At 63.5% G+C, this 13,127-nt stretch carries 9 protein-coding genes; 6 read left to right on the forward strand and 3 right to left on the reverse strand.

Annotated elements, in window-relative coordinates:
- Positions 1-684: 684 nt before the first annotated feature.
- The 4 genes from AZF01_RS11375 to AZF01_RS11390 all read left to right on the forward strand — a co-directional run bounded on the left by AZF01_RS11375 (position 685) and on the right by AZF01_RS11390 (position 8,623).
- On the forward strand, positions 685-1,875 hold the full coding sequence (locus AZF01_RS11375; protein ID WP_024707649.1) for a TIGR03032 family protein: 1,191 nt from the start codon (positions 685-687) through the stop codon (positions 1,873-1,875).
- Positions 1,876-1,884: 9 nt separating this feature from the next.
- The gene (locus tag AZF01_RS11380; RefSeq protein ID WP_024707648.1) at positions 1,885-2,679 is read left to right on the forward strand and encodes a TIM barrel protein; all 795 of its coding nucleotides are present in this window, start codon (positions 1,885-1,887) and stop codon (positions 2,677-2,679) included.
- Between the two features lie 182 nt (positions 2,680-2,861).
- Entirely contained in the window at positions 2,862-3,848 is a 987-nt protein-coding gene (gene murB, locus AZF01_RS11385; RefSeq protein WP_024707647.1) for a UDP-N-acetylmuramate dehydrogenase, read from the forward strand.
- A 251-nt stretch (positions 3,849-4,099) separates the two neighbouring features.
- On the forward strand, positions 4,100-8,623 hold the full coding sequence (locus AZF01_RS11390) for a PAS domain S-box protein (protein WP_024707646.1): 4,524 nt from the start codon (positions 4,100-4,102) through the stop codon (positions 8,621-8,623).
- A 38-nt stretch (positions 8,624-8,661) separates the two neighbouring features.
- Here the strand turns inward: AZF01_RS11390 and AZF01_RS11395 are convergent, their stop codons facing one another.
- Positions 8,662-9,963, reverse strand: a complete 1,302-nt coding sequence (locus tag AZF01_RS11395; protein ID WP_024707645.1) for a Gfo/Idh/MocA family protein — start codon at positions 9,961-9,963, stop codon at positions 8,662-8,664.
- Positions 9,964-10,642: 679 nt separating this feature from the next.
- Here AZF01_RS11395 and AZF01_RS11400 point away from each other — a divergent pair.
- Positions 10,643-10,894, forward strand: coding sequence for a glycine zipper domain-containing protein (locus AZF01_RS11400; protein ID WP_024707644.1), 252 nt, complete (start codon positions 10,643-10,645; stop codon positions 10,892-10,894).
- A 120-nt stretch (positions 10,895-11,014) separates the two neighbouring features.
- Here AZF01_RS11400 and AZF01_RS11405 read toward each other — a convergent pair whose 3' ends face one another.
- A complete protein-coding gene (locus AZF01_RS11405) occupies positions 11,015-11,506 on the reverse strand; it encodes a BON domain-containing protein (RefSeq protein ID WP_024707643.1) in 492 nt (163 codons plus the stop codon).
- Between the two features lie 190 nt (positions 11,507-11,696).
- Between AZF01_RS11405 and AZF01_RS11410 the strand changes: the two genes are divergently transcribed.
- Positions 11,697-12,428, forward strand: a complete 732-nt coding sequence (locus tag AZF01_RS11410; protein WP_024707642.1) for a DUF4396 domain-containing protein — start codon at positions 11,697-11,699, stop codon at positions 12,426-12,428.
- A 3-nt stretch (positions 12,429-12,431) separates the two neighbouring features.
- Here the strand turns inward: AZF01_RS11410 and AZF01_RS11415 are convergent, their stop codons facing one another.
- Entirely contained in the window at positions 12,432-13,100 is a 669-nt protein-coding gene (locus tag AZF01_RS11415; protein ID WP_024707641.1) for a peptidoglycan-binding protein, read from the reverse strand.
- Positions 13,101-13,127: the final 27 nt, after the last annotated feature.

The raw sequence follows: 13,127 nt of genomic DNA on the forward strand, positions 1-13,127 counted from the left end.
ATTAATTGACATTTTTACTTATTTTTCAAGTACAACTGACGAATTACAATTCCAAACCGATAATATAAACATAATCAAGGCGACCCGACATTGATATCGGTCAAGCCAGACCGTATCAGCAACGAAAGTCAGCGCTTTCCGGGCATTCCAACTGTGCGTTTTCGCTTACAATAAACCCTGGCGCGCGGTCCCCGCGCCCCCGCCAACACGGCGCCGCAGAAAAGCCCCGAGGCCCGAAGACCTGCGGAGGGACCGCGCAACCGGTATTCAGGGCCATTGTCCGCGAAAGCGCCTTGTCTGCAACCGAATCATCGCCGCGCCGGGCTTAACTGTGCCGGCCCCCGGACGCCGGACGGCCCGGCTCGATGTTCGTGCGCCTTCACTCACGCAGATGGGTGCGCCCGAGCGAGAGCCGGAATTGCCGGTCCTGCGCTCCTTTCTCCGTCCCCAGTGCCAGAGAAAGCCGGCGGCGCCAGGCTGCCCAAAAACGGGATGGCGCGGACTTTTTCCGGGATTATTGCCGCCGCGGGCCGAAAGACCTGGCGTCCTTGCGCAGCGGAGCGCCGTTTGCGGGGCGATCCGGCTTGCTCCGGGGGTGTTCCTCATGTCTAGTGTCGAGCGCCGCAGTGTGGGTCGACGAGGCCCGCGCGGTCAAACAAGAAACGCAGGCGTCGGAACATGCCCATGAATGACAAACCCCGAGAACCGAACCCGGAAGACGCCGAGCCCTCCGTCAATAGCGCCTCCGAAAGCGCCCTTCCCGCATCCGACGCGCCGGGCGCCGCGCCGAGGCCGCCGGCGGAAATCCAATCTCAGGTGACGTGTTCGCGCGGCTTTGGCCAGTGGCTGTCGCTCCACAACTGCGCGCTCGCCTTCACCTCATACCAGACCGGCCAGCTCTTCCTGGTCGGCGTGCTGCCCGATGGCTCGCTGTCGCTGCACCAGCGCAATTTCATCCGCGCCATGGGGCTGATCGGCGACAGTCAGCGCCTGCTGCTGGCGGGTCTCGCCCAGATCTGGCGGTTCGAGAACGTGCTCGGCCCGCACGAGCGTGCCAACGAGGCCTTCGACAGGCTCTACGTGCCGCGCCGCGGACAGACCGTCGCCGATCTCGATGTCCATGAGCTCGGCATTGATGCCGCCGGCAGGCTGCTGTTCGTCAATACCAAATATTCCTGCCTGGCGACCGACAGCGTCGTGCATTCCTTCAAGCCGGTCTGGCGGCCGCCCTTCATCTCCCGACTGGCGCCTGAGGACCGCTGCCATCTCAACGGCCTTGCCATGGAAAACGGCGTGCCGCGCTTCGTCACCTCGGTTTCCACCACCGATATCGTCGACGGCTGGCGCAACGAGCGCCGCGACGGCGGCGTCGTCGTCAATGTCGAGACCGACGAGATCGTCACCGAGGGCGTGTCGATGCCGCATTCGCCGCGCCTCTACAAGAATGCGCTCTGGTTCCTCGATTCCGGCAATGGATACCTCACTCGCCTCGACCTTCAGAGCCGGACGCGCGAACGCGTCGCCTTCTGCCCCGGTTTCCTGCGCGGCCTCTCCTTCCATGACGGCCATGCCATCGTCGGCCTGTCGCTCGCCCGCCGCGAAGGCGTGTTTTCCGGCCTAAACCTTCAGGACGAGCTGGAAAAACGCCGCGCCGAAGCCTGGTGCGGACTGCAGATCGTCAACACGGAAAACGGCGATATCGTCGAATGGCTGAGGATCGAGGGTGGCATCAAGGAGCTCTTCGACGTCCGCGTCCTGCCGGGCGTCACCTGTCCGATGGCGCTGCCGACCTTCGGACCCGAACTTGCAAGCTTCATCACCATCGAGGCCCCGGACCGGCCGCTGTCGGACCGCGGCTGGCACCCGGCAACGTGAGGAAACCCTATGCCGCAGCCTGAATTCTCGCCCTGCCTCGAATGGCTGTTCGCCGAGCCCGGCGACAGCTTCACGTCGCGCATCGAACGCGCTGCGGCCGCCGGCTTTACGGCCTTCGAGTTCTGGCTCTGGTCGAACAAGGATGTCGAAGCCATCGCCCGCGCGGCAAAGGCCTGCGACATGGCGGTTGCGGGCCTCGTCGCCGAACCGCTGATCGCAATCACCGATCCGGTCAACAGGACCGAATGGCTTGACGGCCTGAAGCGTTCGGTCGAGGTCGCCAACCGGCTGGAAGCCCCGGTTCTGATCGCACAGACCGGCAATGACCTGCCGCAAATCCCAAGGAGAGACCAGAAGGCCGCGCTGATCGAGACCTTCTCGGACGCCGCCGACGTCCTGATCGGCAGCGGCGTCCGGCTCGGGATCGAGCCGCTGAACACGATCGTCGACCACCCCGGCTATTTCCTTCATTCCACGGCCGAGGGTTTCGAGATCGTCGAGGCGGTCAACCGCGACGAGATCGGCCTTCTCTACGACCTTTACCATGCCGCCGTCATGGAGGAGCCGATCGAGACGGTTCTCGCTGGCAATCTCGACAAGGTCGTGCATGTCCATGTGGCCGACCATCCCGGACGCAACGAGCCGGGATCGGGCGGGATCGACCTCGCCGACCGGCTCGCACAGCTGATCGAAGCCGGCTACAGGGGACGCATCGGACTGGAATACAAGCCTCTCGCGCCGGGAAGCGATGCTGTCATCGGCGTGCGCGACAGGCTTTCGCAAGCAGTGGAAGGCCGCCGTTAGAGCGCCGTGCGTCCATTCGGACGCACAAAGGACGCTCTAACCTATTTTGTCTACGCATCGTGCTTTCAACCGTGCCCTTCGGTCCTGCCCGGCCGCGGCAGGCGGCTCCTGCTTGCGCACGGCCAAAGCCCGGACTATTTGACGGGTATGACTTTACAGAACCCAAGCGGACCGACTGCCCGATGAACCTCGTTGCCGATTTCGACCTGACGCGCGAAAACACGCTGGGGCTCAAGTCCGCCGCCAGGCTTGCCGCCCGCATCACGCAGGCGGAAGCGCTTGCCGCCCTGCTTGACGAGGCTGATCGCCGCGGCATTAATTTTACGGTCCTCGGCGGCGGCAGCAATGTGGTGCTGAGCGAAACCGTGGAGGCGCTGGTCGGACTGATGCGGATTGCGGGACGCAGGCTCTCGGGCCAGACCGCGACGCACAATCTGGTTACGGCAGGCGCCGGCGAGAACTGGCACGACTTCGTCGCCTGGACCGTCGGGCGCGGCATGCCGGGGCTCGAAAACCTCGCCGGCATTCCCGGCACGGTCGGCGCCGCGCCGGTGCAGAATATCGGCGCCTATGGCGTCCAGCTCTCCGATGTCTTTTTCGAACTGACCGCCTTCGACACGAAAACGCGCGCAATCGAGACCTTCAAGGCCGCAGAATGCGGCTTCGGCTATCGCCAGAGCCGGTTCAAGATCGAGCCGGGCCGGCATGTCATCCTCTCGGTCACGCTGGCCCTGCCCCGCGACTGGTCGCCGACCAAAGCCTATGCGGGACTGGAAGGCTTCCCCGACGACGCTGCGCCGGCGGAAGTCATGGCAAGCGTGCTCGCCCTGAGGCAATCGAAACTTCCCGACTGGCGCAGCCTTGGCAACGCCGGCTCGTTCTTTCACAATCCGGTGGTCAGCACCGAGGAAGCCGAACGCCTTGCGGGCGCCCCGCGCTACCCCCAGCCCGACGGCCGCGTGAAGCTCTCCGCCGGCTGGCTGATCGAGCAATGCGGGCTGAAGGGAGAGCGCCTCGGCCCGGTCGGAACCTATGACGGTCACGCGCTGGTTCTGGTCAATCACGGCGGCGCGACGCGCCGGGATGTTGCCCGGTTCGCCGCGCTCGTCCGCGAAAGGGTAAAGGCGCGCTTCGGCGTCGACCTCGTTCAGGAACCCATCGAAATCTAGGAAGCGAGCCCGGTCAGGGCGATTTTTTCCTGGCTGATCGGTTTATCGACATAAACTCACAAGCTGTTGATTATTATAGTTTTATACTCTCCATTTCGGAGTGTATTTGCGCCTGCCCCGGCCCACATGCGGATCCGAAATGCGCGACGGGTCGTTTAAGGGACAAGAACATCCTAGTATCGTGGTTCGGGTCACGGGAGACGACGAGCGCCGGCAGGAACCGCCGCCAGACTACGGAGGTCACGCAACAGATGGCCGATCGAGCGACAGAGACGGATATCGACCGGCTGTCGGCCTATGAAAGGCTGAGACGGCTCGACACGGCTCCGGCCGCAGAACTGGATGCGCTGACAGAGGCCGCGGCCCTGGTCTGCGGCACGCCGATCTCGCTCATCACCCTCCTCAACGAGGACACACAATGGTTCAAGGCGAATTACGGCCTTGAGAACGTGAGCGAGACGGATCGCAGCATCTCCTTCTGCTCCCACGCCCTTCAGGGCGAAGAGCTGATGGAGGTGGAGGACGCCACCCGGGACCGGCGGTTTTCGGACAACCCGCTGGTGACCGACGGCCTCAGGATCCGCTTTTACGCCGGCGTTCCGCTTCAGCTTTCCGATGGCGAGAGGGTCGGCACGCTCTGCGTGGTCGACCAGAAGCCGAAGACGCTCAGCGCGCATCAGAAGGAGATTCTGGGTCATCTTGCCCGGGCGGCGGCAAAGGCGCTGGAGGCCCGGCTGATCGCCCTTCACGAGCGCGAACTGCTGGCCGTCGAGGCCGAGGCGCGCTCCATCCTTGAAAACAGTCCCGACGCGATCCTGACGATGGACATCGCTGGCACGATCCGCCAATGGAACGCGGCGGCCGAGCGCCTGTTCGGCTACAGCGCCGATGCGGCGATCGGTAGACCGCTTTCGCTGATCGTCGCGCCGGAACATCTTGAAGCGCAGACGGATCTCGCGGCTCGGCTCGCAGACGGCGCGGCGACTCGGAATCTGAGAACCGAGCGGCTTCACCGTACCGGCCGCCGGGTCCCCGTCTCCGTATCGCTCGGGCCTGTGATCTCCGAAGACGGCGCCTTGACCGGGGCCACAGAAATCATCCGCGACATCAGCGAGGTCGTTAAAACCCAGCGTGAGCTGGAAGCCGCCGAAAGACGGATCGAACGGCTTTATCGCGCCACGCCGGCCATGCTGCACTCGACCGACCCGACGGGGACGATCCTGAGCGTGAGCGACCGCTGGCTCGACGTGATGAAGTATAACCGGGAGGAAGTGATCGGCCGCAAGCTCGCCGAATTCCTGACGCCGGAATCGGCACTGATCTCGCGCACCGAGGTCCTGCCCGCCTTCCTGTTCGACGGGCATTGCGAGAATGTGCGTTATCAGATGGTTACGCGCGCGGGCCAGGTGCTCGACGTCCTGCTCTCCGCCATTCTTGAACGCGACAGCGCGGGCAATCCGTTGCGCATCATTTCCACGATCGAGGATGTGACCCAGCGCCGGAAGGCCGAGAATGCGCTGATCGAGGAGCGCAGGCGTCTGCAGCAGATCATCGAGGCGACGCGTTCCGGCACGTGGGAGTGGAACGTCCAGACGGGCGAGCTCCGTCTCAATCACCTCTGGGCCGACATCATCGGCTACGAACGGGACGAGCTCGAACCGATCGATATGGCGACCTGGGTGAGCCGGATCCATCCGGACGACCGCGCTGCGCATGAACTGGAGCTCTCCCGGCATTTGCACGGGGAGGCCGAGGTCTATGACTGCGAGGCGCGCCTTCACCACAAATCCGGCGATTGGGTCTGGGCCGTCGCGCGCGGCCGCGTCCTGACGTGGACGGAAGGCGGCATGCCGGAATGGATGTTCGGCACGCTGAGCGACATAACGCGCCAGAAACATGAGGAACAGGAACTGCGCCAGAGCCGCGAATTCCTCGAGCGCACCGGCAATCTCGCCGGCGTCGGCGGCTGGGAAGTCGATCTTGTCGAGGAGAAGGTCTACTGGTCGGAGGAAACCTGCCGCATCCATGGCGTCGATGTCGGCTTCGAGCCAACGCTCGAGACAGTCGCCGCCTTCTTCGACCCCGAATACCGCGAGAGCTTTGAGGCATCGCTGCTCGAAAGCATCGAGAACGGCGGAAGCTGGGACATGGAGCTGCCGATGACGCGCGGCGACGGCCGGCGCATCTGGCTGCGGATCAACGGATCGGCGCAGATCGAGGACGGCCGACCGGTGCGCCTTCTCGGCGCCTCTCAGGACGTGACCCATCAGGTGCTCCAGCGCCTCGAGCTCGAGCGGGTCAACGAGCGCATGGCGGCGGCTACCGAAAACGGCCGGATAGGGGTCTGGGACGCAAATTTGGTGACCGGCAAAACCTACTATTCGAATATCTGGTGCGCCCTGATCGGCTATCGACCGGACGAGATATCCGACAGCGGCGCGGCATGGCTGAAATTCATCCATCCCGACGACGTCGAGCGCGCGCGAACGGCCGATGTCGCCCACATCCGCGGCGATGCGCCCTATTTCGAGGAAGAGTTTCGCATGCGCCACAAGGACGGGCGCTGGATCTGGATCATGGACCGCGGCCGCGTGGTCGAGCGCGGCGAGGACGGCGCGCCGAAGCGGATGATCGGAACCCACACCGACATCACCGCCCGCAAGCGCGCCGAAGAAGAGCGGCTGTTGATGAGCGAGCGGATGACGATCGCCACGGACAGCGGCGGGATCGGCATCTGGGAAATGGAGATCGACCGTCGGGTCGCCCATTGGGACGCCTGGATGTACCGGCTCTATGGCCTCGACATTTCCGGCGGGGACGATGTCGGCGACGTCTGGAAGCGCGCCGTGCATCCCGAAGACCGCGAGCGTGTGGAAAGAGCCGTTTTCCGGACCGTCGAAACCGGGGAACATCTCGATGAGGAATACCGCATCATCCTGCCCGACGGCGCGTACCGCCACCTTCACATCGCCGCCAATCTGGTGCGCGACAAGACGGGAAAGCCGAGCCGCGTCATCGGCGCCGCTTGGGATGTCACCGCCAGACGGCAGATGACGCTCGATCTCGCCGAGCAGCACGAACTGATGCGGGTGACGCTCAATTCGATCGGCGACGCGGTGATCACCACCGATGCGGCGGGAAGAATAAGATGGCTCAACCCCGTGGCCGAGCGGATGACCGGCTGGAGCGTCGACGAGGCGGCGGGAGAGCCGTCCGATCGCGTTTTCTCGATCCTCAACGAGGAAACGCGCGAGACCGCGCCGGATCCGATCGCCGCCTGCCTCGCCCATGGACAGGTCGTGGGGCTGGCGGAGAATACGCTTCTCGTCGGCCGGCGCGGACTTGAATACAGCATCGAGGATTCGGCCGCGCCGATCCGCAGTTCCGAGGGCGAGATCCTCGGCGCGGTGCTTGTGTTCCACGATGTCAGCGAACAAAGACGGCTCTCGCGCGAGATGACCTATCGCGCCAGCCACGATCCGCTGACCGGCCTGCTCAACCGCTCGGAGTTCGATCGCCGGCTGCAGCGGGTATTCGAGACGGCCCAGGAAGCCGACACATCCAGTGTTCTTCTCTATATCGACCTTGACCAGTTCAAGATCGTCAACGATACCTGCGGCCACACGGTCGGCGACACGCTTCTGAAACGCGTGACCCAGTTGATGCAGGAGTGCCTGCGCAAGCGCGACACGCTGGCCCGTCTCGGCGGCGACGAGTTTGCCGTGCTGCTTGAGCATTGCAGCCCGGAGGACGGACAACGCATCGCCCAGACGATCTGCGATCGGATGGGCGCGTTCCGCTTCGTCCACGACGACAAGCATTTCAGGGTTGGCGCCAGTATCGGCCTTGTTCCGGTCGACAGCCGTTCAACCAGCGTCTCGGCGGTGCTGCAGGCGGCCGATACCTCCTGTTATGTCGCCAAGGAAAACGGCCGCAACCGGGTTCACGTTTGGGCGGAGAGCGACGAGACGCTCAGGCTGCGCTCCGGCGAGACGCGCTGGGCCGCCCGCATCGAACGGGCACTGCAGGAGGAAGCCTTCGTGCTCTACGCCCAGTCGATTGCGCCGATGAGCGGCGAGCCCGCCGTTCGCCACATCGAGTTGCTGCTCCGTCTGGTCGATGACGATGGAGAGGTCATTCTTCCCGGCGCTTTTCTGCCGGCTGCCGAACGTTTCAACCTCATCTCCCACATCGATCGCTGGGTGCTCGGCAAGGCGCTGGAGCAGATCGACGCGTCGGGCCTTGCCGGCGGCGCGGCGCGGCTATGCGTCAACCTCTCCGGCCAGTCGCTCGGCGACCGCGCCTTCCACAAGGAGGCGCTCGACCTTCTCGACGCGGCCGGAGGTCCCATCTGCCACAGCCTGTGCATCGAAATCACCGAGACCGCCGTCATCACCAACATGGAGGAGGCCGCCTCCTTCATCGAAGATTTGCGTCGCCGGGGCATATCGGTGGCGCTCGACGACTTCGGCGCGGGCTCGTCCTCCTTCGGCTATCTCAAGCATTTCGCGCTCGACTATCTGAAGATCGACGGCCAGTTCATCCGCGAGCTCTTGAGCGATCCGCTGAACGAGGCGACGATCAAATGCTTCGTCGAGGTCGCCCGCGTGCTGGGGCTCGAGACGATTGCCGAATATGTCGGCGACGAGCCGACCTGCGCCAGATTGAGGGATTACGGCGTCGATTTCGCCCAGGGCTTTTTTATCCACGAGCCCGAGCCGCTCGCTGATCTCCTTCGAAGTCTGGAACTCTCGCCGAAGGACGCATCCGGCTGACCGCCTGTTGTCAGGTCAGCCGAGGCGCGCTCACGCCGTCACCATTCCTTCGGCGGCAGGTCGATGCCGTTTTCGGCGAGGAATTCCGCGATGTGAACGGTTTGCCCCGTCTCGATCGACCGGTTGGCGGCAATGCCCGTCAGGATCGACCAGGCGCCGTCGATATGGGACGAGGAGCGGCCGTAGGGGTCCTCGCCGGCATCGGGGTCGAAAAGATAGCCGAGCATCACAGGATCGGCGCCGCCGTGATCGCCCTCGCCTTCCCAGACCTCGAGTTCCCGGGGCTGTTCGCCCGCCAGATGCAGCGTGGTCGTCATCGTTTCCGAGCCGGCCGCCTTCTCCCGCTTGCCGCCGAAAACGCCATGAACCTCGACATGGCGGTGGGACAACTCGCCCTTTGTGCCGTAGAACTTCACCTCCAGCCCTTCCCAGGGCGAATAGGCGCAGAGCGTGTAGTTGAGGCTTGCGCCCGTGCCATAGACCGCCTGCACCTGCATCGTATCCTCGATGGTGATGTCGTCGTCGAAGACGCAGCGGTCGCGCAGATAGCCGTCCTCGTCCTCGGCATCGAGATAGAGCGTCTTCAGCGCCTGATCGGCTTCAAGGTCCAGCCGGAAGTCGCAGCTTCCGGCGCTTGGACAGGTGTGGCAGCGCGGACCGCGCGGATTGAGCCCGAGCGCATCGGCGGTTTCCGCCCGGTAGAAGGAGCGCGTGCCATGAGCGGCGACGGAGACCGGCGAGGAGCCGAGCCACCAGTTGACGAGATCGAAATGGTGCGTCGACTTGTGCACCAGCAGGCCTCCGGACTGATCCTTGTAGCGATGCCAGCGGCGGAAATAATCGGCGCCATGGACGCGGTCGAGATACCAGCGGAAGCTGACGGCGGTGACATCCCCGATCGCGCCGGACATCAGGATGTCCTTCAGCTGCGTGCGGGCCGGCGTGTAGCGGTAGTTGAAGGTCACCGTCACCTTGCGGCCGGTTTCCTTCTGTGCGTCGAGGATCGACTTCAGCTTGTCAAGGTCGATCGTCATCGGCTTTTCGGTCATGACGTCGCTGCCCGCCCGCATCGCCTCGACGATATAGTCATGGTGCAGGTAGTCGGGCACGGTGACGATCACCGTATCCGGCTTCTGCTCGCTCAGCATCTGCGGAAAATCCTCCGCCCGATAGGTGGCGACGCCATTGCCTTCGGCCGGCACGGCGCCGGCCGAGAGCGCAAGCCGCTTTTCGTTGATGTCGCAAAGCCCGACCAGCGCGTTGCGATCGGCATAGGTTTCGGCGACGGCGCCGCGAAACATCTTGTGCCGCGATCCGGTTCCGACAATGGCGTATTTCATGATCCTGCCCTTCTGCCCGGCCGGCAACCGCGCCGGCCCTCGCGCATTTCGCAGTCAGATGGAAACATCTGACGCTAAGCGAAAATGCGTCAAAACAAATAGATAGAGCGGTTGCGCGTTTCCACGAAAGGCGGAACCGCTCTAGCGCATCGGCCCGAAAACCGGAGTCGATTTTCGGAAAGCGCGATGCGCAGATTCAATAGGCTAGAGCGTCCTTTGTGTCCGAATGGACGCACGGCGCTCCAGTGCTCCCGCCGCAGCCGCATTGCCATGCGCTGCGACATCCCAAACGTTTTCAGCACGCATACACCTCCCGATCGCACCGCTTACCGGCGCCGGGTCCTGTTTCTCAGCCGGGCCGGAACACCAGCGGATCAGGGAGAATCGAGAGGCGACAATGCCGAGAATTCAACTCTGCCAGACTAGCAGATCAGAATCAATCGTACCCGATCAGCCTTTGTCAGCGCGACGCGTTATCGGCGTCCGGACCGCCATTTCACGCAGTCCGAAATTCAGCGAAAAAAGTATGGAACAATCGCGGCCCCGGCTGGTTGGCCCATGAGCAGCCGCTATGCCGAGCCGGATATCTGCCGCCGGCGAGCGATCGGGAGGCGCTTCTCCGGTTCTTCGGCCCGCGGCCTGCAAGTCACGACCAATCTCGCAACTGGAGTGAAAAATCATGAAACGACTGTTCTTCGTTGTCGCACTCGGCGCATTGACCGCATGCTCGGCCACCGAGAAGGGGGCAACAGTCGGCGGACTGTCCGGCGCGGCCGTCGGCACCGCCGTATCGGGCGATGTCGGCGGCGCGGCGCTCGGCGGCGCAGTCGGTGCTGCCGCCGGCGCACTGATCGGCCGCGCCAATGAACCGGGCCGCTGCTATTACCGCGATGCCAATGGCGAACGCTACGTGGCCGCCTGCCCGAAATGACCGGAGCGCAGAAAGGCCGGTTTCATTTCCGGCCTTTCCTCCTGCCGGTCGCGCCGGCGTCAAAAAAAGCCGCCCCGCGGAGGCGGCTTTTCTTGTTCGAAGCCGAGGAACGATGTTCGGCTATTCGTCAAAGTCCGGCGGGACATGGCTGTCGACGCCGATCAGGACGACCTCGTTCTCGACATCGCGCACGCCCTTGACCGAAAGCACCAGGGTCTCGAGTCTCAGTCGCTCGGGCTCGGTCTCCACTTCGCCGCTCAGCATCGCCACCCCGTCGCGGACCGTCACGGTGATCAGGTCGGCATTGAAACGATCATCTTCATCGATCAGCCGGGTGATGACGTCCGAGAGACCGTCATCGTCGACCGTCGTGTCCTCCGGCTCTGGCGCAAGACGCTGGGCGGTGTGGACGGCGGTATCCTCGGAGACTTGCGCGCCCGGCGTTTCGCGCCGGTCCAGATTGGCGGGATTGGCGCCATAGGGCGCATTGCGCGCGCCATGCCTGTTTTCCTCATCCGAATACGGCCATCCGTCATCGAGATTGCGGTCCTCGTAGTCGCGATAATCCTCCTCGCGCGGCGTTTCATGCGGCTTCATCTTCGAACCAGCCATGGTGTTTCTCCTTTCAGGTGTGCGTGCAGAAGAAACGGCTGGAAGCGGCAAATGTTCTCCCTTTCTTGAGGAAGAAAGTCGATCGCGTTCCAGGAAACGGCGGAACAAGCCGGGCCCGGAGCGTTTTTTGACAGAAGCAGACCAACAAAACGGGCGCCGCGCGGCGCCGAATTAGCAAAGGAGATGAAACATGCCCGAATGGCTTCATCTGCTCGCCGTCGTATCTCTTCTCGCCGGCCTTGCGTCCGCGATCATCATCGCCGTCGACGTTTTCGCAAATCCGCAGCATATGTGGATCATGAATGTGGTCTGGCCCCTTGTCGCGCTTTTCGGCTCGCTTGCCGCGCTCTGGGCCTATTTCCGCTATGGCCGGCTCGCCACCCGCGCAGCCCATCACCACGCCATGGAACACGACGAGACGCCGCCGAACATGACAGAGACGCCTTTTTCGGTGATGGTCGGCAAGGGTGCTGCCCATTGCGGCTCGGGTTGCGCGCTCGGCGACCTGATCGCCGAATGGCTTGCCTTCCTGGTTCCCTCTGTCGCCGTCTGGTTCGGCTGGCAGACGATCTTCGCCGAGAAGATGTTTGCCGTGTGGGTCCTCGACTATATCTTCGCCTTCTCCTTCGGCGTCATCTTTCAGTATTTCACCATCAAGCCCATGCGCGGCCTGACGCCGGCTCAGGGCCTCATTCAGGCGGCCAAGGCCGATTTCCTGTCGCTGACCTCCTGGCAGTTGGGCATGTACGGCTTCATGGCCTTTGCCCAGTTCTACCTCTTCCGCCACCTCCTCGGCGTGAAACTGGAGGTGCCGACGGTCGAATTCTGGTTCATGATGCAGATCGCCATGTGGGCCGGCTTCGCAACCGCCTATCCCGTCAACTGGTGGCTCGTTTCAAGAGGCATCAAGGAGAAAATGTAGGGCTCAGCAGCCGCCGATGGTGGAGCGCACGATCGTGTTCAGCGCCGTATCGGTCGCCTGATCCACCACGCCGGTCGGGGCAAAGCCGTATTGCGTCTGGAAGGCGATCACGGCGTCCCTCGTCCTTTCGTCAAAGACCGGGTCCGGATAGGCGAGAAAGAGGCCAAGCCGGTTGAGCGAGGCTTCCAGCGCCGTCACCCTTGGCAGCATGTCGCCCATCTCCAGTTCGGCAAAGATCGCCTCCGGCTCGGCAATGCAGGCCGCGTCCTCCACGGGCGTAAGCCTGAAATTTCCGCGCAGCTCGCCGCCGTCGGCATCCATGACATTGGCCAAAGCGCTGTCGATCAGTTCATTGTCCTCAAGGCGAAGGCGCTCGCTGTCGAGATGGAGAACGCCGCCATCGGCGAGCGTCAGATAGGCATTGCCGCCGTCGCAGTCGATGCTGCAATGGATTTCATCGCCGCCCGAACAGCCGGCAATCGTGCCGAAGCGCTCGTTCGGCACGTCCCAGTAGCTGAGGCTCAGCGTCAACAGATAGGGAGCGCTGTCCTCGAAATCCGACGGATCGAGCCTCAGCATCATCGAACGGATTTCGCTGTCGCCGCGTTCGAAGGCAAGCCCATAGCAGGTTCCGCTGATGGCCTCGGCTGTATCCTGCTGGGAAAAAGCCACTGACGACGGTACAAGAAAAGACGTAAG

It is taken from the genome of Martelella sp. AD-3, assembly GCF_001578105.1.
Lineage (GTDB): Bacteria > Pseudomonadota > Alphaproteobacteria > Rhizobiales > Rhizobiaceae > Martelella.

What these genes read in the sequence shown, in the direction of transcription:
- AZF01_RS11375 (WP_024707649.1), top strand. Translation starts at nt 685, where the DNA reads ATGAATGACAAACCCCGAGAACCGAACCCGGAAGACGCCGAGCCCTCC.
- AZF01_RS11380 (WP_024707648.1), top strand. Translation starts at nt 1,885, where the DNA reads ATGCCGCAGCCTGAATTCTCGCCCTGCCTCGAATGGCTGTTCGCCGAG.
- murB (WP_024707647.1), top strand. Translation starts at nt 2,862, where the DNA reads ATGAACCTCGTTGCCGATTTCGACCTGACGCGCGAAAACACGCTGGGG.
- AZF01_RS11390 (WP_024707646.1), top strand. Translation starts at nt 4,100, where the DNA reads ATGGCCGATCGAGCGACAGAGACGGATATCGACCGGCTGTCGGCCTAT.
- AZF01_RS11395 (WP_024707645.1), bottom strand. Translation starts at nt 9,963, where the DNA reads ATGAAATACGCCATTGTCGGAACCGGATCGCGGCACAAGATGTTTCGC.
- AZF01_RS11400 (WP_024707644.1), top strand. Translation starts at nt 10,643, where the DNA reads ATGAAACGACTGTTCTTCGTTGTCGCACTCGGCGCATTGACCGCATGC.
- AZF01_RS11405 (WP_024707643.1), bottom strand. Translation starts at nt 11,506, where the DNA reads ATGGCTGGTTCGAAGATGAAGCCGCATGAAACGCCGCGCGAGGAGGAT.
- AZF01_RS11410 (WP_024707642.1), top strand. Translation starts at nt 11,697, where the DNA reads ATGCCCGAATGGCTTCATCTGCTCGCCGTCGTATCTCTTCTCGCCGGC.